The organism is Alistipes sp. An54 (genome assembly GCF_002159375.1).
In the GTDB taxonomy this organism is placed as follows: domain Bacteria; phylum Bacteroidota; class Bacteroidia; order Bacteroidales; family Rikenellaceae; genus Alistipes; species Alistipes megaguti.
This window is the reverse complement of the sequence record NZ_NFIA01000001.1, coordinates 95,521-115,239: the sequence shown is the minus strand read 5'-3', so window position 1 is coordinate 115,239 and position 19,719 is coordinate 95,521. Positions and strand designations below refer to the sequence as shown.

Annotated in this window: 18 protein-coding genes; 12 read left to right on the top strand and 6 right to left on the bottom strand. The window is 62.3% G+C overall.

What is annotated here, in order from left to right; translation table 11 throughout:
* The first annotated feature begins 110 nt into the window (after window positions 1-110).
* From B5G09_RS00430 to uxuA, 3 genes are all read left to right on the top strand, one after another.
* Window positions 111-1,196, top strand: a complete 1,086-nt coding sequence (locus B5G09_RS00430; RefSeq protein ID WP_087403860.1) for a LacI family DNA-binding transcriptional regulator — start codon at window positions 111-113, stop codon at window positions 1,194-1,196.
* 7 nt (window positions 1,197-1,203) lie between these two features.
* Window positions 1,204-2,016, top strand: coding sequence for an SDR family oxidoreductase (locus B5G09_RS00425; RefSeq protein ID WP_087403582.1), 813 nt, complete (start codon window positions 1,204-1,206; stop codon window positions 2,014-2,016).
* A gap of 81 nt (window positions 2,017-2,097) precedes the next feature.
* Window positions 2,098-3,276, top strand: a complete 1,179-nt coding sequence (uxuA, locus tag B5G09_RS00420; protein ID WP_087403581.1) for a mannonate dehydratase — start codon at window positions 2,098-2,100, stop codon at window positions 3,274-3,276.
* Between the two features lie 73 nt (window positions 3,277-3,349).
* Here the strand turns inward: uxuA and B5G09_RS00415 are convergent, their stop codons facing one another.
* Window positions 3,350-3,991, bottom strand: a complete 642-nt coding sequence (locus B5G09_RS00415) for a hypothetical protein (RefSeq protein WP_087403580.1) — start codon at window positions 3,989-3,991, stop codon at window positions 3,350-3,352.
* Between the two features lie 86 nt (window positions 3,992-4,077).
* On the opposite strand from B5G09_RS00415, the gene B5G09_RS00410 reads away from it, so the two are divergent.
* The 3 genes from B5G09_RS00410 to B5G09_RS00400 all read left to right on the top strand — a co-directional run bounded on the left by B5G09_RS00410 (window position 4,078) and on the right by B5G09_RS00400 (window position 5,815).
* Window positions 4,078-4,638, top strand: coding sequence for a Crp/Fnr family transcriptional regulator (locus B5G09_RS00410; RefSeq protein ID WP_087403579.1), 561 nt, complete (start codon window positions 4,078-4,080; stop codon window positions 4,636-4,638).
* 62 nt (window positions 4,639-4,700) lie between these two features.
* Entirely contained in the window at window positions 4,701-5,417 is a 717-nt protein-coding gene (locus B5G09_RS00405) for an SDR family NAD(P)-dependent oxidoreductase (protein ID WP_087403578.1), read from the top strand.
* An 8-nt stretch (window positions 5,418-5,425) separates the two neighbouring features.
* A complete protein-coding gene (locus tag B5G09_RS00400; RefSeq protein WP_087403577.1) occupies window positions 5,426-5,815 on the top strand; it encodes a hypothetical protein in 390 nt (129 codons plus the stop codon).
* Between the two features lie 180 nt (window positions 5,816-5,995).
* Here B5G09_RS00400 and B5G09_RS00395 read toward each other — a convergent pair whose 3' ends face one another.
* The 4 genes from B5G09_RS00395 to ychF all read right to left on the bottom strand — a co-directional run bounded on the left by B5G09_RS00395 (window position 5,996) and on the right by ychF (window position 10,903).
* Window positions 5,996-7,051, bottom strand: a complete 1,056-nt coding sequence (locus B5G09_RS00395; protein WP_087308970.1) for an aldose epimerase family protein — start codon at window positions 7,049-7,051, stop codon at window positions 5,996-5,998.
* 150 nt (window positions 7,052-7,201) lie between these two features.
* Entirely contained in the window at window positions 7,202-8,737 is a 1,536-nt protein-coding gene (gene gltX / locus B5G09_RS00390; RefSeq protein ID WP_087403576.1) for a glutamate--tRNA ligase, read from the bottom strand.
* Window positions 8,738-8,839: 102 nt separating this feature from the next.
* On the bottom strand, window positions 8,840-9,568 hold the full coding sequence (locus B5G09_RS00385) for an SIMPL domain-containing protein (protein WP_087403575.1): 729 nt from the start codon (window positions 9,566-9,568) through the stop codon (window positions 8,840-8,842).
* 234 nt (window positions 9,569-9,802) lie between these two features.
* Window positions 9,803-10,903 carry a redox-regulated ATPase YchF gene (gene ychF / locus B5G09_RS00380; protein ID WP_087403574.1) on the bottom strand — a complete coding sequence of 367 codons (1,101 nt, stop codon included), beginning with the start codon at window positions 10,901-10,903 and terminating at the stop codon, window positions 9,803-9,805.
* Window positions 10,904-11,156: 253 nt separating this feature from the next.
* Between ychF and B5G09_RS14035 the strand changes: the two genes are divergently transcribed.
* The 6 genes from B5G09_RS14035 (at window position 11,157) to B5G09_RS00350 (ending at window position 17,864) form a co-directional block, all read left to right on the top strand.
* Window positions 11,157-12,809, top strand: a complete 1,653-nt coding sequence (locus B5G09_RS14035; protein ID WP_162608216.1) for a hypothetical protein — start codon at window positions 11,157-11,159, stop codon at window positions 12,807-12,809.
* A 4-nt stretch (window positions 12,810-12,813) separates the two neighbouring features.
* On the top strand, window positions 12,814-13,593 hold the full coding sequence (gene rsmI, locus B5G09_RS00370) for a 16S rRNA (cytidine(1402)-2'-O)-methyltransferase (protein WP_087403572.1): 780 nt from the start codon (window positions 12,814-12,816) through the stop codon (window positions 13,591-13,593).
* Entirely contained in the window at window positions 13,586-14,968 is a 1,383-nt protein-coding gene (locus tag B5G09_RS00365; RefSeq protein ID WP_087403571.1) for a TIGR00341 family protein, read from the top strand. Before rsmI ends, B5G09_RS00365 begins: the two co-directional genes overlap by 8 nt.
* A gap of 16 nt (window positions 14,969-14,984) precedes the next feature.
* Entirely contained in the window at window positions 14,985-15,902 is a 918-nt protein-coding gene (locus tag B5G09_RS00360) for a lysophospholipid acyltransferase family protein (protein ID WP_087403570.1), read from the top strand.
* Window positions 15,889-16,899: a glycosyltransferase family 2 protein gene (locus tag B5G09_RS00355; protein WP_087403569.1), complete on the top strand. Its 1,011-nt coding sequence runs from the start codon at window positions 15,889-15,891 to the stop codon at window positions 16,897-16,899. The genes B5G09_RS00360 and B5G09_RS00355 overlap by 14 nt, the downstream gene beginning before the upstream one ends.
* 143 nt (window positions 16,900-17,042) lie before the next feature.
* The gene (locus B5G09_RS00350; RefSeq protein WP_087403568.1) at window positions 17,043-17,864 is read left to right on the top strand and encodes a hypothetical protein; all 822 of its coding nucleotides are present in this window, start codon (window positions 17,043-17,045) and stop codon (window positions 17,862-17,864) included.
* A 177-nt stretch (window positions 17,865-18,041) separates the two neighbouring features.
* Here B5G09_RS00350 and B5G09_RS00345 read toward each other — a convergent pair whose 3' ends face one another.
* Window positions 18,042-19,718, bottom strand: a complete 1,677-nt coding sequence (locus B5G09_RS00345) for a glutamine--tRNA ligase/YqeY domain fusion protein (RefSeq protein ID WP_087403567.1) — start codon at window positions 19,716-19,718, stop codon at window positions 18,042-18,044.
* Between the last annotated feature and the right edge of the window lies 1 nt (window position 19,719).

The window sequence follows — 19,719 nt, the reverse complement described above, 5'->3', positions numbered from 1 at the left end:
AACACGAAGATATCCCCTCGGAGAGAGACGCGTCGCCGACGAAGACGCGGCCGGCCGCCCCGACCCCTTCGGAACGGGACCGGTCCGGGGCGAGGACGTCGGACGCAACGATGAAGCCGTCCGGGGATGGCGGAGCCGTGGCGACGGTGCGGATCGTCGACATCGCCCGGATGGCGGGCGTATCGACGGCAACGGTCGACCGCGTGATCCACAACCGCGGCAAGGTCTCGGCCGGGAATCTGGCCCGGATCCGGGAGGTGCTCGAACGGGTCGACTACCGTCCGAATCTGATTGCGCGTTCGCTGGCTTCGGGACGTCGGTACGCGGTGGCCGTGGTGATGCCCCGTTTTGCCGAGGGCGATTACTGGGCCGACTTCGAGGCGGGCATCGCCCGGGCCGAGGCCGAGGCGCGGCGTTACAACGTCGAGGTGCACCGCTTTTATTTCGATCAGTACGACCGGACGTCGTTCGATGCGCTGCTCGAACGGCTGCGGGCGGAGTCCTTCGACGGTGTGCTTCTGGCCACGCTCTTTGCCGAGCGGGTCATCCCCTTTGCCGAGGAGCTCGACCGGCGGGAGATTCCCTATGTCTTTGTCGATTCCGATCTGCCGGAGTGCCACCGGCTGGCTTACTACGGCACCTCGTCGTTCGATGCCGGGGTGGTGGCGGCGCGTCTGCTTTTCGAGCGGCTGGATCCCGGGGCCGACATCGTCGTGGGACGGATTCTCCATCACGGAGACGGCGGCTCGAACCAGTGCCGCGAGCGTGAGCGTGGCTTTCGGGACTATCTTGCGCGCCACGATTTTCGCGGAATCCTGCACCATGTGTCGCTGCGTCTGGACGACGGGGCGCACAATGCTCGCATGCTCGACGAACTGTTTGACTGCCATCGATCGATTGCCGGCGCCGTGACCTTCAATTCGACCTGCTACATTCTGGGCGGCTACCTGGCAGCCCGGCAGCGTACCGACGTGCGGCTGGTGGGCTACGATGTGATCGCCCGCAACCGGCGGATGCTCGAGGAGGGGGTGGTCACCGCCCTCGTGGCCCAACGCCCCGGGATGCAGGGTTATTGCGGGGTGATGGCGTTGTGCGGATGGCTGGTCGAGGGGCGTCGTCCGGCGGCGGTCAACAACCTGCCGATCGACATTCTGCTGCGCGAGAATATTTCGTACTATACCAACAATATCAATTGAACCGATCATGAAAAATCTTTTTGACATTCGCGACCGTGTGGTTGTCGTGACGGGCGGAGCCGGTATTCTGGGACGTTCGATCTGTGCCTACCTGGCCGAGCAGGGGGCGAAAGTCGTCGTGCTGGACCGTGACGAGAAGGCCGGCTCGGAGCTGGTGTCGTCGATCCGCGGGAAGGGCGGTGAGGCGCTGTTCCTGACCACCGACGTGCTGAACCGCGAGGCGCTCGAGGCCAATCGCGACGCCATTCTGAAGGCCTACGACCACATCGACGTGTTGCTGAACGCCGCCGGCGGCAACATGGGCGGAGCCACGATCGCTCCCGACAAGTCGTTCCTCGACCTGGAGGTCGACGCCTTCAGGAAGGTGGTGGATCTGAACCTCTTCGGCACGGTGCTTCCGACGACGGTCTTCGGCGAGGCGATGACGGCCCGCCGGAAGGGTGTCATCGTCAACTTCTGCTCCGAATCGGCGCTTCGTCCGCTGACGCGCGTGGTGGGCTACGGCGCCGCCAAGGCCGCCATTGCCAACTATACGAAGTACATGGCCGCCGAACTGGCCATGAAGTTCAGCCCCGAGATGCGCGTGAACGCCATCGTTCCGGGCTTCCTGCTGACGAACCAGAACCGCACGCTGCTGACCAACCCCGACGGCTCGTATACCGACCGCGCGCGGACGATCATCGCCCATACGCCGGCGGGCCGCTTTGCCGAACCCGAGGAGCTGCTCGGCACGATCCACTACCTGATCAGCGACGCATCGTCGTTTGTGACCGGCGCGCTGGCCGTTGTCGACGGCGGCTTCGACGCCTTCTCGATCTGAAACACGAATCCCGGAGGAGCCCTTGCCGGCCGTATCGGTCCGGAAGCCGCGGCAGGCGGGCCCTCCCCAAATCCAGAAAACATGTATCTTTGCAAACAGTCGTGGCGTTGGTACGGGCCGAATGATCCCGTCAGCCTCGCCGATATCCGTCAGGCCGGAGCTACCGATATCGTCCATGCCCTGCATCACATTCCCAACGGCGAGGTGTGGCCCGTCGAAGAGATCCGCCGCCGTCAGCAGCTGATTGCCGATGCCGGTCTCACGTGGTCCGTCGTGGAGAGCATCCCGGTCCACGAGCACATCAAGACCCGCACGGGCAACTTCCAGCCCTATATCGAGAACTACAAGCAGTCGATCCGCAACCTGGCCGCGTGCGGCATCCACGTCATCACGTACAACTTCATGCCGGTGTTGGACTGGACGCGCACGAACCTGGCCTACGAACTGCCCGACGGATCGCGGGCCCTGCGCTTCGAGCGGGCGGCCTACGTGGCCTTCGACCTCTTCATCCTGAAGCGTCCCGGAGCCGAAAAGGAGTACACCGAGGAGGAGTGTGCCGCGGCCCGGGCGCGTTACGAACGGATGGATGCCGCCGAGATCGAACTCCTGACGCGCAACATGATTGCCGGACTGCCGGGTTCGGAGGAGAGCTTCACGCTGGAGCAGTTCCAGCACGAGCTTGACCGCTACAAGGGGGTGACGGCCGAGGTGCTGCGCGAGCATCTGATCGCCTTCCTGCGCGAGGTGACGCCCGTGGCCGACGAGGTGGAATCGGTGCTGGCCATCCATCCGGACGATCCGCCGTTCCCGATTCTCGGCCTTCCGCGCATCCTCTCCACGGAGGAGGATTTTCGGAAGTTGGTCGAGGCCGTTCCGAACGCCTCGAACGGATTGTGCCTCTGCACGGGTTCGCTGGGCGTCTCGCCGAAGAACGACCTGCCGGGGATGATGCGCCGCTGGGGCGACCGCGTGAACTTTGTCCACCTGCGTTCGACGCAGCATGATGCCGAGGGCAACTTCTACGAGGCGAACCACCTCGAAGGCGACGTGCCGATGTACGAGGTGATGAAGGCGCTGCTCGAGGTCGAACAGCGCCGCCGGATCTCGATCCCGATGCGTCCGGACCACGGCCACCAGATGATCGACGACCTGCACAAGCGGACCAATCCGGGTTATTCGTGTCTGGGCCGCCTGCGCGGACTGGCCGAGTTGCGCGGACTGGAGATGGGCATTGCCCGATCGCTCTTCGCCGACCGGTAGCCACGGGCGGGATACCTGCAAAAGAGGGCTTCCGAGATGCCTCGGAAGCCCTCTTTTTGTATGTGCGGAGCCGTTATCGGGCGTTGTTGGACGAGGCCGTTGCGGCGGGCTGAGCCGAGGTTGCGGATGCCCCGGCGGCGGGCGTAACGGTCTCGGTGATGTCGATCTCGGTCACCTCCCAGTTGAAGAGATCGTTGGCGCACTGGCTCTCCAGCTGACTGATCTGCGAGAGGTCGGTCGTGTCGGCCAGAATGGCGTTGAAGAACTGCCCTATCGAGGAGTAGGTGTTGTTGACCTTTGTGGCCAGACAGTTGTAGAAGGCCTTGAGCTGGTCGTGGTCGAGCCCCTGGGGCAGAATTCCCTGAGCCACGAGGACGTTGTAGGGGAAGATGTGGCGCATGTTGCGGGCATCGGCGTTGAGTTCGTCGACGATTTCGGTCACGACGACCATGTCGACCGTATCGTCGACGCCCTCCATCTGGATAAACTCCACGTAGACGGGGTAGGCATTTTCGAGCGTTCCGGCGACCGCGTCGGAGAAGAGCCCGAATTCGGCATCGGTCAGGTCGTCGAGGTAGACCATCTGGCGATACGAGCGCAGGGCTTCGCGCATGGCCTTTCGTTGTTCGTGGTTCCATTGGCGCTGTTTGGAGCACCCGGAGAATCCTGCGGTCACGAGGGCCAGCAGAGTCAGAGAGAGGAGCAGTCTTTTCATGTTTGTTCCGATTAAAGGTTTGATTGTTTCAATTTACCGGCCGTAAGAGCAATCCGTGTGCCAAAAAAATCGTATCTTGCCCTCCGATGGATTTCAATCATTACATAACGGTTGCGGAATTTGCTCCGCTGGCCGAATTTTTCCGGACGGAGGGCCACAGCCGACTCTTTCTTCCGGGAGAGCTGCTGGCCCGGCAGGACGAACACAACCCTTGTTGCGGGCTGGTCGAGAACGGTGCCTTCCGTTACGTGCATCTGACAGCCGAAGGGGATGCCCCGGTGGTAGGGTATTCCTTTTCGGAGGAGTTTGTCGGCGACTATATTTCGATGAGCAATGGTCAGCGGTCGTGGGTCGGGATCGAGGCCATGTGCGAAAGCCGGGTGTGGTGTCTTGACTACGGGCGTCTGGCCTCCTTTTACGCGGCGGATGCGGCCCACGAGCGGTTGGGACGCCGACTGGCCGAACATCTGCTGGCCGAGGTCTACGAACGGCTGTTGCAATGTTACGTCACCTCGCCGCAGGAGCGCTATGAGGCTCTGCTGCGCCGTTGTCCCGATCTGTTGAATCTTGTTTCCCTCAAGGAACTGGCCTCCTATCTGCGGGTTCGTCCCGAGACCCTGAGCCGTATCCGTCGCCGCATCCGGTGACCGCCCGCATTTCTTGATTTCGATCAACTTCCTCTCCGGCAGCCTTTTCTATCTTTGCCCGCATGAAACAGGTTGTCATTATCGGGGCCACGTCCGGGATTGGACGGGGCCTTGCCGAACGGCTTGCGGCCGCCGGATGGCGGGTCGGGGCCGTCGGGCGTCGCGGGGCCTTGCTTCGTGAACTGGCTGAGAGTGCTCCCGCGAATATCTTGTATGCCGAGGCCGATGTCACGTATCCGGCGGAGTGTCTACAGGCGTTGTCGGAGTTGGTTGAACGACTGGGCGGGATGGATCTTTGTGTCGTCTGCTCGGGGACGGGCGAATTGAATCCGTCGCTGGATTTCGCCCTCGAGGAGCCGGCCATCGAGACCAACGTGCGCGGTTGGACGGCTGTGGTCGACTGGGCCTACCGCCGGTTCGAAAGCTGCGGTAAGGGGTGCCTTGCGGTTGTCACGTCGGTGGGCGGATTGCGCGGAAGCGGTGCGGCGCCGGCCTATAACGCTTCGAAGGCTTATCAGATCAACTATGCCGAGGGGTTGCGCCAACGGGCGGCAAAGACCGCTTCGGGCGTTCGGGTGGTGGACCTCCGTCCGGGACTGGTCGATACGGCGATGGCTCGCGGCGAGGGGCTCTTTTGGGTGATGCCCGTCGATCGGGTGGTGGATCAGATGCTGCGGGCCCTGTTCCGCGGGCGGCGAGTGGCGGTTGTGACCCGTCGCTGGCGACTGGTGGCCTGGCTGCTGCGGTGGTTGCCCGAGTCGTTGTATCTCAAATTGTAGACGGGAACATGAACGGATGGCTGCTGGCAGCCGGAGGGCTGCTACTCGTTGCTTTTTTCGTGCATTCGTTTGCCGGCAACCGGTTCTATTCCTCGGCCCGTCCCGATCGGGACAGCATCCGGGCCTGCGATGCGTGGCTGATGGGGCGTTGCGGTATGCAGATGATCGGAGTGGATCTGTTGATGGCATCCGGTTTTCTGTTGGCGTCAGGAAGTGGAGTGCTTCCTCGTTTCAGGGTTCTGGAGTGGTTTCTCGCATTGATTTATGGCGGGTGGACGCTGGGGTGGCTTCTGTCACTGGCTATCGAGAGGTCGTCGGCGCGTCACTATCTGCGATTGTGTCAATGGATGCTTTTTCTCGCGGTTGCCGCTTTGATCGGGATTGGACTTTCCCGCTGATCTGCACTCTTTCCATGCGAAGAGGGGCGGAATTTGCATTCCGTCCCTCTTCTTATTCGGTTCCCTTTGCTTGGGACATCTTTTTCAGGCCCCCCCCCTCTTGTCGGCCCCTTATCGGCTCCTTGTCGGCCTCTTATCGGCTCCTTGTCGGCCTCTTGTCGGCCCCTTGTCGGCCCCGCGTCAGCAGGTGCCGAAGCGGAAGACGATCTTCTGGCAGTAGAGCTCGCCCGGGTGGAGCAGCGGCGAGGGGAACTCCGGATGGTTCACCGCATCGGGGTAGTTCTGGCACTCCATCGCCACACCGGCATAATCCTCGTAGCGGCCTCCCGACTTGGTTTCGGGGCAGCCGCCCGAGAGCCAGTTGCCCGTATAGATCATCACGCTGGGCTGTGAAGTGAGCACCGTCACCGTGCGTCCCGATTTCGGTTCGCGCAGCGTCCCGACCTCACCCAGGATATCGGGCTTCCAGCCGTCGATGACGAACGGGTGGTCGTAGCCGCGGAAGTCGCGGATGTGGTTGAACTCCGAGTCGATGCCCGGGCGGAACGAGCGGAACTCGCGGAAATCCTGCGGCGTCCCCTCGACGTCGAGCAGCCGGCCCGTCGGGATCTGGCGCTCGTTCATCTCCAGCACCTTCGAGCAGTTCAGACGCAGTTCGTGGTCCAGCACCGAGCCGCTCGACTCGCCCGCCAGATTGAAGTAGACGTGGTTCGTCAGATTGACGACGGTCGTCTGCGTCGTCTTGGCCTTGTAGGTGATCTCCAGGGCGTTGTCGTCGTCGAAGTCGAAGACCGCCTCGACATACAGCTCGCCGGGGTAGCCCTGGTCGCCGTCCTCCGACGTGAGTGCCATCACCACGCGGTTGGTCTCCACGCGGCTCTCCCAGACGCGGTTGGCGAAGTTCTTCGTCCCGCCGTGGAGGTGGTTCACGCCGTTGTTGATCTCCAGGTGGTACTCCTTGCCCTCGACCGTCATGCGGCCGTAGGCGATGCGGTTGGCGCAGCGGCCGACGCTCTTGCCGGCGGCCGCACCGTCGAAGAAGTAGCCTTCGGGGTGTTTGTACCCCAGCACGACGTCGGCCATGCGGCCTTCGCGGTCGGGCATCTTCACGGAGACGATGGCCGCTCCGAAGTTCGAGAGCTGCACCTCGGCCCCGCGGTCGTTGCGCAGCGTATAGAGGATGATCGCCTCACCCTCGGGGGTCATGCCCCATACGTTCTGTTCAATATTGACCATCTTTTCATGCAGTTTTAAGCGGTTTCAGTTTCATTTGGCCGGCCGGTTCCATTCAGCATGGCTTTGTTCCGTCCGGCCCGGTTCCATTCAGCAAGGCAGCAAGGCTCGGCCTTGTTCCGTCCGGTCTGCCCTGCCCCCCCCCTCGGATTGCTACTCGACCGGGGGCAGCACCTCGAGGATGCGGTCGATGCGGCGCAGACACTCCTCCTTGCCGATGAACGACGTGACGTCGTACATGCCGGGGCCTTTGCCGGCGCCCACCAGTGCCAGACGCAGCGTGTTCATCACCTGGCCCATGGCGTATCCCTTCTCCTCGATCCAGGCGTGGACGATGCGCTCGGTGTTTTCGAGCGAGAAGTCGTCGATCGAGGCCAGCACCTCGCGCACCTCGCGCAGGATGGCCGGGTTCTCTCCTTTCCAGTACTTGCGGGTCTGCTTCTCCTCGTACCGGGTCGGCGCCACGAAGAAGAACGACGTCAGGTCCCAGAGATCGGTGATGAACGTGGCGCGCTCCTTCATGATGCCGGCGGCACGTCCGGCCACCTCGTCCGAGACTTCAATGCCGTGCTCGCGCAGGATGGGCTGGTAGAGAACGGCCAGTTCGGCGTCCGTCTTGTGGTGCATGTACTGGGCGTTGAACCACTTGGCCTTGTCGGGCTGGAAGCGGGCTCCGGATTTCGAGACGCGTTCGAGCGAGAAGCTGTCGATCAGCTCCTGCATCGAGAAGATCTCCTGCTCGGTGCCGGGGTTCCAACCGAGCAGCGCCAGCATGTTGATGAAGGCCTCGGGGAAGTAGCCGTCCTCGCGGTATCCGCGGGCGGTTTCGCCCGTTGTGGGCGACTTCCAGAAGAGCGGGAAGACGGGGAATCCCATCTTGTCGCCGTCGCGCTTCGAGAGCTTGCCGCCGCCCGTGGGCTTGAGCAGCAGCGGCAGGTGGGCGAAGGCGGGCTGCGTGGCCTCCCAGCCGAAGGCCTTGTAGAGCAGGTAGTGCAGCGGCAGCGAGGGGAGCCACTCTTCGCCGCGGATGACGTGCGAAACCTCCATCAGATGGTCGTCGACGATGTTGGCCAGGTGGTAGGTGGGCAGCGCATCGGCCGACTTGTAGAGCACCTTGTCGTCCAACGTCGAGGTGTTGACCTCGACATGGCCGCGGATCAGGTCGTCCATCTCGACCAGCTGGTTTTCGGGCATCTTGAAGCGGATGACCCACTGGTCGCCGCGTTCGATGCGGGCCCGAACCTCCTCGGCCGGGAGGGCCAGCGAGGTGGCCAGCTTTTCGCGGACCTGACAGTTGTAGGCGAAAGCCTCGCCGCGGGCCTCGGCCTCATGGCGCAGGCGGTCGAGCTCCTCGGCCGTATCGAAGGCGTAGTAGGCCCAGCCCGACTCGACGAGCTGCAGGGCGTATTTGAGGTAGATTTCGCGGCGTTCGCTCTGGCGGTAGGGGGCGTGGGGGCCGCCGACGCCGACACCCTCGTCAATCTGGATGCCGCACCATTTGAGCGACTCCAGGATATACTCCTCGGCACCGGGAACGAAGCGTTGCGAATCGGTATCCTCGATGCGGAGGATCATCGTGCCCTTGTGCTGACGGGCGAAGAGGTAGTTGTACAGAGCCGTGCGGACGCCTCCGATGTGGAGCGGCCCGGTGGGGCTGGGTGCGAAGCGCACCCGAACAGGTCTTTCCATGGACATTTATGTTTTTTGTCGTTTTATCTCTTTTCGCGGAGGTTTGTGGCTGGCCGGTTTGTTCTTCCGGCAGCGCCCCCCCCCTCCTCTTGAGGACCCCGGTTATTTCACGCGGTATTCGATGCGCATGGTGATGCGGGCCTTCTTCTGGCGGCTTGCGGTGTTGAACGAACCGCCGGCCGAGAACTCCTCGTTGGTATTGGCACCGGTGATCTGGAAGACGCCCATGCGGGCCGAGGCCACGCGGCCGATCTTCGTGCCGGCGTTGACGGCGATCTTTTCGGCGCGCATCCGGGCGTCGGCCGAAGCGGTCTCGATCAGCCCCATCTTCACGTCGTCGAGCTTCGTGTAGTAGTAGTCCGGGGCGTAGGCCTCGATCGAGACGCCCTGGGCGATGAGCGAGGAGATCTCGCGCGAAATGGTCTCGACGCGTTCCACGTCACGCGACTCGACGGTGAAGCGCTGCCGCAGCTGGTAGCATTTGAAGCGCTGCCCGGCCCAGTTTCCGTTGGCGTTGTAGACCGGTTCGAACTGCTTGTCGACGTTGACGAACTCGAAGACCACGGCATCGGCCGGCAGCCCCTTCTCTTCGAGGTATTTCTGCACTTTGGCCTTGCTCTGTTCGATCTGGGCGTATCCGGCGGCAACCTGCTGGGCTTCGGCCGTGAGGGTGGCCGACCAGACGATCAGGTCCGACGTGAATTCCGTTTCGCCGAGGCCCGTCACGACGATCGTGTCCTGCGAGCGATACTTGTAGGTGTAGGCGCGGGCGAGCACGGCGGCGCAAATGATGGCCGCGATGCCCAGAAGGAGGTACTTTGCGTTTTTCATGGTCAACAGTTTTTGAGGTTTTCCATTGTCTTTGGGGCGCATCCCGAATTTTCGACGTGCGCCGGGTTTGCTTTTGGTGCCTTGGCGGGGCGGTCTCTTCTTGCCGCGTGGTCTGGAGCCGGCTTGTCTGCGCGGGTCGTTAATTGCTTCTCGGCGGGACTTCGGCCCCATCACCGCGGATGTCTGCCTCGTCTCAGCGGGACTTCGGCCCCACCACCACCACCACCCGCTCGGTCAGACGTTGAAGAGGAAGTGCATGATGTCGCCGTCCTGCACGACGTAGTCCTTGCCCTCGATGCCGATCTTGCCGGCGTCGCGGCAGGCCTTCTCCGACCCGAGCGTGACGTAGTCGTCGTACTTGATGACCTCGGCACGGATGAATCCCTTCTCGAAGTCGGTGTGGATGATACCGGCCGTCTGGGGGGCCTTCATGCCGCGGGAGTAGGTCCAGGCGCGGGTTTCGTCGGCTCCGGTGGTGAAGAACGTTTCGAGATTGAGCAATTTGTAGGCCGCTTTGATCAGCCGGGCCACACCCGACTCCTCCAGCCCCAGATCCTCGAGGAACATCTGCCGTTCGTCGTAGCTCTCGAGTTCGGCGATGTCGGCCTCGGTGGCGGCGGCGATGATGAGCATCTCGGCCTTTTCGTCGGCAATGGCCTTCCGTACAGCCTCGGTGTAGGCGTTGCCCGTTGCGGCGCTCTTTTCGTCGACGTTGCAGACGTATAGCACGGGTTTGTCAGTCAGCAGGTTGAGGTCGGCAACGAGCTTGCGGTCCTCCTTGTCGAGCTCCACGGTGCGGGCGCTCTTGCCCTGCTCGAGCACCGACTTGTACTGGAGCAGCAGCTCGACGGCGCGTTTGGCGTTCTTGTCGCCGCCCGAGGTGGCCTGCTTCTGGGTCTTGGCCAGCCGGTTCTCGACCGTCTCGAGGTCCTTCAGCTGGAGCTCCGTGTCGATGATGCCCTTGTCGCGCACCGGGTCGATCGAACCGTCGACGTGGGTGATGTTTCCGTTGTCGAAGCAGCGCAGCACGTGGATGATTGCGTTCGTGTTGCGGATATTTCCGAGGAACTTGTTGCCCAGACCTTCGCCCTTCGAGGCGCCCTTGACCAGACCGGCGATGTCGACGATCTCGATGGTGGTGGGGATGACCCGTTTGGGGTGGTCTATTTCGGCCAGGCGGATCAGCCGCTGATCGGGTACGGTGATGACGCCGACGTTGGGTTCGATGGTGCAGAAGGGGAAGTTGGCAGCCTGAGCCTTTGCGTTGGACAGGCAGTTGAAAAGCGTCGATTTGCCCACGTTCGGCAGACCGACGATGCCGCATTGTAATGCCATGTATTTCGAATTTTTTTGTTCGCAGCGCAAAGATACGAAAAGTCGGGGGCAAAAAGACAACTTTGCCGGCAATTTTTACCCCGTGCGGTCTATTTTCCGCTGCGGGTTTGCGCTGCGGACCGGAAAATGGTCGGCAAGGCTCCTCCTGCGCATGCGAGAGGCCTCCGGGCGGGGCTTTGTGGAAAATTATCGCCGTGATTTTTTGCCGAACGGTGGTTTATGCGTATCTTTGAAGGTCTAAAATAAACGGACGATGGATTGGAAAACAATGCAAACCGATCTGCAGCGACTCGCCGCATTGATCGACGGGTGGTCGCAGACGGATCAGATACCGGATGTGGAGCGGGATCTGGCTCTGCAGAAGTTGCGCGACCTCTACGAAGCGATCCGTTTTGCCGGGCCCGGAGCCGTGCAGGCGAAGGAGGTCTCCGCCGAGGCGGTGCCCGAAGAGGAGCTTCCCGAATCGCTTGATTTGGGGGCGGTTCTTTCCTTGGACGGCTTTCCCGATCTGGGGGAGCCCGAAGGACCCATCTATGCGGAACCCTCGGCACCGTTCGGCGCTGAAGTTGGACCGGGGCCAGCCGAACCGGAAAGGGCCGAGACTGTAGAAGAGCAGTCGGTGGAGCCTGCTGAGACACAGCCTGCCGAATCGGAGCCGACCGAGCCGGCCGAACCGCAGCCGGCCGAACCGCAGACCGCAGAACTCACTGAACCCGCTGCATCGACTCCGGTTGAATCCGTTGAACTGCAGCCTGCCGAATCCTCCGCATCGACACCGACCGAGTCTGTTGAAGAACAGCCGGCGGAGTCTGTTGAGACACAGTCAGCCGAATCGGAAACGGCCGAGCCGGAGCCCCCCGAATCGGTGATACTCGAACCGGATGCCCCGGAGGTGTCCGTTACGCTGGATTCGTCCCGGAGTGCCGAACCTGCCGCCGCGAAATCGCACCATGCCGCTTCACCTACGCTTTTCGGGATGGAGGATGAGGAGACGGTCCGCCACCGTCACAAACAGCGGGTCATCATGTCGCTCTACGGGCCTTCGCCCGAACCGGAAAGGCCGGCCGCATCGGGCCGTCGCCTGTCGCCGACGCCGGGTGCGTTCTCTCCGGCCTCATCCACGTCGACCGACGTCTCGCAACCCTTCGAGATCATCGAGGTTGAGCGCGGCTCCGAAGCCTTTACCGAAAAAACAACGTCGAAACAGACGGATGAAGGCCCGACAACTACCGAGCCGCACGCTGCACCTGCCCGGGCCGACCAGCCTTCCGAAGAAGTGTCGGAGAAGACGTCAGCTCCGGCCCCGGTTGAATCGGCTACGGTGTCGACTGCCCGGACGGCATCGGCCGAACCTGAACCCGAACCTGAAGCCGAATCCGAATCCGAACCTGAACCCGAATTCGAATCCGAATCCGATCCCGAGCTCGCACCTGAACCCGAATCAGAACTCGAATCCGAATCGGTTCCGACCGCACCGACCCCCGCACCGGAACCCGAATCGAAGCCGAGGACATCGGCCTTTGATCCCGCCTCCGACGACACCGATCGCCGGACGGAGGGCGGAATGCCGATTGCGTCGGCCGGTGCGGTACTGGGCGAGGTGATCAACCCCCGCGTGCAGACGCTGGCCGATACGATTGCGCCGCCGCGTGACATGGCATCGGAGATCCTTCACAACGAACCGATCACGGATCTTCGTCAGGCCATTGGTCTGAACGACAAGTTCCTGTTGATCCGCGACCTGTTCGGCGGTGACGGTGCGGCCTTCGAGCGTGCGATCGAGACGCTCAACGGCTTCGACGACCTCGACGACTGCATGATCTTCATTGCCGAGCATTACGCCTGGAACCCCAATTCCGACGGCGCCAAACTCCTGATGGAGCTTCTCGAACGCAAATTCGCTTGACGGCATGGCCAAACTCTATATCGTACCTACGCCGATCGGCAATCTGGATGACATCACGCTGCGCGCGGTGAAGGTGCTGCGCGAGGTGGATTTCGTCCTGGCCGAGGATACGCGCACGACGTCGTTTCTGCTCAAACACCTCGGCATCGAGCAGAAACTCCGCTCGCACCACAAGTTCAACGAACACGCCACCGTGCAGATGGTCGCCGAGACGATCGCTGCGGGACACGACGCCGCCCTGGTCTCGGATGCCGGCACGCCGGGTATCTCCGACCCGGGTTTTCTGCTCGTGCGCACGTGTGTCGAGGCGGGCATCGAAGTCGAGACGCTGCCCGGCGCCACGGCGCTGATCCCGGCGCTGGTGCAGAGCGGATTCCCGTGTGACCGCTTCTGCTTCGAGGGGTTCCTCCCGCAGAAGAAGGGCCGCATGAAACACCTGCAGAGCCTGCGCGACGAGGAGCGCACGATGATCTTCTACGAATCGCCCTACCGCGTGGTCCGCTGCCTGGAGCAGTTTGTCGAGTGCTTCGGGGCGGATCGCGAAGTCTCGGTCTCGCGCGAACTGACCAAGAAGTTCGAGCAGACCGTGCGCGGCACGCTGGCCGAGGTGCTCGACCATTTCCGCACCCACGAACCCAAGGGCGAATTTGTCCTGGTCGTGCGCGGCAAGTCGCGCCGCCGCCCGTCGGAGGCGGATGGAGCGGAGAGCGGGGCGGAGAACGGGGCAGAGAACGATGCCGACGATCGCGGCGAAACCCATCCGAATGAAAACGACCATGAATAACCGGAACGACACCACGCATACCGACCGGCAACGTTCGTTTGTCGCCTGGCTGGGCGAGATGCGCGAATTCCTCCGGGGGCGGTTCAACCTGGAGGACGACAAGGCGCAGCGCGACGAAGTGGTGGCCAACATCTCCAAGGGGGTCGAATTCCGCGGGGTGAACCTCTGGGTGCTGATCTTCGCCACGATGATTGCCTCGCTGGGGCTGAACGTCAATTCGGCCGCGGTGATCATCGGCGCGATGCTCATCTCGCCGATCATGGGGCCGATCATGGGTGTCGGCCTCTCGCTGGGAATCAACGACTTTGAACTGCTGAAGCGTTCGCTGCGCAATCTGGCGCTGATGTTCATCGTGGCCATCGTCACCTCGACGGTCTACTTCCTCATCTCGCCCCTGTCGTCGAACAGCAGCGAACTGTTGGCCCGGACAACCCCGACGACCTACGACGTGCTGATCGCCTTGTTCGGCGGTCTGGCGGGCATCGTGGCCCAGACGCGGCAGGACCGCACCTCGACCGTCATCCCGGGCGTGGCCATCGCCACGGCGCTGATCCCGCCCCTCTGCACGGCCGGTTTCGGACTGGCCTCGGGACAGTTCCGCTTCTTTTTCGGGGCGTTTTACCTTTTCTTCATCAACTCGGTCTTCATCGCCCTGGCCACCTACGTGATGGTCCGTTTCCTGGGCTACGAAAAGAAGGTCTTCATCGACAAGGCGCGCGAACGCAAGGTCAAACGGCTGATGATGGTCATCACGCTGGTGACCTTCATCCCGAGTGTGGTGATCGGCTTCCACATGGTGCGGGTTTCGCTCTTCGAGGCGGCGGCGGACAAGTACGTGGCGCAGGTCTTCAACTTCCCGCAGACGCGCGTCATCGAGTGCAACAAGCACTATGCCCGCAAGGGATCGCGGATCGAACTGCTGCTGGTGGGCGAGGCGTTGGGCGACGAAGTGATCGAGAGTGCCCGGGCGCAGCTGGACGGCTACGGCCTCGACCGCACGGAACTGGTCGTGCGGCAGGCCAATACGGAGGATCGCGTCGATGTGGTGTCGCTGCAGCAGAGCTATCAGGAGCTGCTGGCCGAGAAGAACCGCCGCATCGAGGAGATGTCGTCGCAGCTGAAGCGTTACCGTGTTACGGAGGATGTCGGGGTGAACGACGTTTCGCGTGAGATCGGTGCGCTGATGGAGAACGTGCGGGCGGTGTCGCTGACCAAGGGCATTACGTTCGATGTGGAGGGTGTGCCGCAGGATACGGCGCTGATCTGCGTGGTGACGCGTCGGGACAGCCTGCGACCGCTCGACGAGACGACGCTCCGCAACTGGCTGCGGCTGCGGACGAAGGTCGCGGACGTGAAAATTTTCGTGGAACCCTGACGATCTGTAGGCCGTAATGAAATATCCGAAGATGAATATTTGGCAGCGGATCGGTCTGGAGGCACTCTGGGTCGGGGCACGTCTCTTTGCGGTGATGCCCCGCTGGTTCAAGTATCACATTGTCGAGAATCTGCTCTATCTGCTCTTATACTATGGTATCCGCTACCGGCGGGGTGTTGTGGCCGTGAATCTGCGCAATTCGTTCCCGGAGAAGAGCGACGGGGAGCGTGCGGAGATCGGGCGCCGCTTCTACCGGACGCTGGCCGAGATCTTCGTCGATACGCTCGATCTGGCCCATCTCACCTCGCGCAAATGGCACCGTTCGCTGACCATCCGCGGACTGGAGGAGCATCGCCAGCGGGTCGAGGGACGCGACTGGATCGCCATGACGGCCCACTTCGGATGTTGGGAGTACAGCTCCTTCTGGGGGCTCTACGTGCCGTCGCAGGTCATCGTGGCGGTCTACCACCCGCTGCGCAGCAAGATCATGGAGGCCTTCTACCAGCGGCTGCGCAACGGCGACCATGCCACGACGGTCTCGATGAACGAAAGCCTGCGCTTCTTCCTGCGCAACCGCGGCAAGGGGCTTCATGGCAGGAATCTTGTGATGGGGCTGATCGCCGATCAGAATCCGCCGCGGCGTCCCGACAGCCACTGGTTCCGTTTCCTGAACCAGGATACGATCTTCTTCGACGGCGGTGAGAAACTGGCCCTCCGCTGTCATCTTCCGGTCTATTTCGTGAAGATGGACCGCCTGTCGAGGGGCCGTTACGAGATGTCGTTCGCACCGATCTACGACGGGGTGGAGCCGGTGGCGGAGAATGAAATTACGGAGCGTTACGTGCGACTGCTCGAGGCGGAGATCCGCCGTCGTCCCGAACTGTGGATCTGGTCGCACAAACGCTGGAAACACAAACGGGATGTCAATTGTTAAGATCGTCATACTGAATTGGAACGGCGTAGCTCACCTGCGTCGTTTTTTGCCTTCGGTGGTGGCTGCGGCGCCGGCCGGTGTGGAGGTTGTCGTGGCCGACAACGGCTCGACGGACGACTCCGTGGAGGTCTTGCGGAGCGAGTTCCCCTCGGTGACGGTGCTCCGCATGGACCGCAACTACGGTTTTGCCGGCGGCTACAACCGGGCGCTGCAGTGTATCGAGGCGGACTACTACGTGCTGCTGAACTCCGACGTGGAGACGCCCCGGGGGTGGCTCGCCCCGTTGGTGGAGGCGCTGGATCGGAATCCCGACGTGGGGGTTGTCTCCCCGAAGCTGATCTCCTCGGAGGATCGGCGGATGTTCGAGTATGCCGGAGCTTCGGGCGGATATGTCGATTGGCTGGGTTATCCCTTCTGCCGGGGTCGGATCCTGCGCACGGTGGAGGAGGATCGGGGCCAGTACGACGATGCGCGCGATCTGTTCTGGGTGAGCGGGGCGGCCTTCTGCTGCCGGGCGGAGCTTTTCCACCGGTTGGGGGGCTTCGACGACGACTTCTTCGCCCACATGGAGGAGATCGACCTCTGCTGGCGGATGCAGCTGGCGGGCTACCGCGTGCGGGTGGTTCCCGAGAGCCGGGTCTACCACCTGGGGGGCGGGACGCTGCAGACCGACTCGCCGTCGAAGGTCTTCTACAACCACCGCAACAACCTGGCCATGCTCTACAAATGCTCCTCGCCCGGACAGCGGATACTGGTTGCCGTGGTGCGTCCGGTGCTGGACCTGCTGGCGGCCCTGTCGTATCTGGTGCAGGGGCGTGCCGACAATTTCCGGGCCGTCTTCCGTGCCTGGCGGGACTTCCTGCGCTGGCACGGCGCACTGGCCGAAAAGCGGCGGGCGATCCGTTCCTCGCGCAAGGCCGAGGCCCGGCACATCTACCGCGGTTCGATCGTGGTGCGCTACATGCTGGGCGGCCGCACGTTCGGGCGGATGATGTAGGGTTACGGGCCGAAACAGCGGATTTTATAGGATGTGCGGGTGAAGATCTCGGAGGGGCTTCCACCCGCACTTTTTTGTGGAGGGGATTGACTGTCCGGCGAAAAAAGCGTAACTTTATTCCGGCCGAACCAACCAGAAAAGTCATGAAACGGATCGTTTTCCTGCTGGCTGCATTGTGGATCACGGTGCCGTCGTTTGCCACGATACAGATGTCTGAACGCCTGATTGTGGGACGCGATACGCTGTCGATGTTTGCCTACCCGCTTGAGTATGCCGACAGTACGATGCGGATGCGTCTTGACGCGCGTCTGGAAGAGGCCGATGTCCCCATCAGTACGGCCTGCTGGCGCGGCTATGTGGGTTGTTGGCGGCTGGAGGAGGGACAGCTGTGGCTCGAACGGGTGTATACCTGTACGGATAACCCCCTTTTTACGGCCGAGGAACTCTTTCCGGAATGGGCCGAAGGGGGACGGGTTCGTGCGTCGTGGTTCAGCGGTGAGATCTGTTACGGCCGGGGCGAGGTGATCTGTTACGAGCGTCGAGCCATTTTTGAAGAGGAGTGGACAGCCTCCGTTGAAGCGGGTAAGATCGGCCCGGCCCGCCATTTCCGCAACCGGGCGTATAAGCGGGGCGTCGATTTGCAGGAGAATCAACGCCGGTTGTCCGAGGCGTTCGACCAGCTCGGACCGACGGATTCGCTGCCGCCGTTTTTGGCTTTTTCCGTGCATTTTGCCGCGGATTCCACGGGATACCCGGTCCGGATTCTGAGATCTACGCTTTTCCTGTCGGGAGATACCATTCTTACGGATCCCTCCGACCCGCTGGTCCAACGGGCCCGGAGGGCATTCATGGAGTCTACACGCTGGAATGCCTGCTGGATCCACGAAGCGTGGCAGGTGTTCTACTATGCTCTTCCGTTGCGGCGGAACGGAGCTCCCTGGAAGTCTCGGGAAAATACGCACTGACCGATTCCCGGTATGACGTAAAGAGGCGGAGATTTTATGCTCTTCCGTTGCGGCGGAACGGAGCTCCCTGGAAGTCTCGGGAAAATACGCACTGACCGATTCCCGGTATGACGTAAAGAGGCGGAGATTTTCTGAAAATCTCCGCCTCTTTACGATTGAGTGGCCGTCCGGCCGATCCTATTTGTTGATCTTGGCCCAGGAGTCCTTGAGCGTCACGGTGCGGTTGAAGACCAGATGGTCGGGCGTCGAGTCTGTATCGGGGCAGAAGTAGCCCACGCGTTCGAACTGTACGGCCTGTCCCACGGGGATGTCGCGCAGCGAGGGCTCGAGGTAACCCTTGATCTTGACCATCGACTCGGGGTTGAGGTTGTCCTCCCAGGTCTGGCCCTCCTCGACGTCGTCGGGGTTCTCCTTCGTGAAGAGCGGGTTGAAGAGCCGGATCTCGGCCTCCAGCGCATCCTGGGCCGATACCCAGTGGATAACGCCCTTCACGCGGCGGCCGTCGCTCGACGAGCCGTTTCCGGACATCGGGTCATACGTGCAGCGCAGCTCGGTGATGTTGCCCTGGGCATCCTTGACCACCTCCTCGCACTTGATCAGGTACGAGTAGCGCAGGCGTACCTCGCCGCCGGGCTGCAGGCGGAAGAACTTCTTCGGGGGATTCTCCATGAAGTCGTCGCGCTCGATGTAGATCACGCGCGAGAAGGGAACCTGACGCGTGCCGGCGGCCTCGTCCTCGGGGTTGTTCACGGCGGTGAACAGTTCGGTCTTGCCCTCGGGGTAGTTGGTGACGGTCACCTTCAGGGGGTTGAGCACGGCCATGCGGCGCTCGGCGACCTTGTTCAGATCCTCGCGGACGCAGTATTCGAGTTTGGCCAGATCGATGACGTTGTCGCGCTTGGCCACGCCGACCATCTCGGCGAAGTTGCGCACCGATGCCGGGGTGTAACCCTTGCGGCGCAGGGCGCAGATCGTCGGCATGCGCGGGTCGTCCCAGCCCATGACGGCCCCCTCCTGCACGAGCTTCAGCAGGCGGCGTTTCGACATGAGCGTATAGGTGAGGTTCAGCCGCGCGAATTCGTACTGGTGCGACGGGAAGATGCCCAGCGCCTGGATGAACCAGTCGTAGAGCGGACGGTGGACGTCGAACTCCAGCGTGCAGATCGAGTGGGTGACGTGCTCGATCGAGTCGCTCTGGCCGTGGGCGTAGTCGTACATCGGGTAGATGCACCACTTGTTGCCCGTGCGGTGGTGTTCGGCGTGGATGATGCGGTACATGATCGGGTCGCGGAAGAGCATGTTCGGATGGGCCATGTCGATCTTGGCGCGCAGGACCTTCGAACCGTCGGGGAATTCGCCGGCCTTCATGCGCTGGAACAGATCGAGGTTCTCCTCGACCGAACGGTCGCGCCAGGGCGAGGGCTTTCCGGGTTCGGAGACCGTACCGCGGTTTTCGCGGATCTGCTCCTGGGTCTGGTCGTCGACGTAGGCCAGCCCCTTCCTGATCAGGACGATGGCCCATTCGTAGAGCTGGTCGAAGTAGTCCGAGGCGTAGCGCTCCAGCGCCCAGTCGAAGCCCAGCCAGTGGATGTCGCGCTTGATCGAGTCGACATACTCGACGTCCTCCTTGACGGGGTTCGTGTCGTCGAAGCGCAGGTTGCACTTGCCGCCGTATTTCTTGGCCAGGCCGAAGTTGATGCAGATGCTCTTGGCGTGGCCGATATGGAGGTATCCGTTGGGTTCGGGCGGGAAACGGGTCTGTATTTCGGTGACGCCGTTGGCGATGGACTCTTCGATGATCTCTTCGAGGAAGTTGCGCGGCTTCTCTCGGGTTTCGTTGATTTCGCTTGCCATA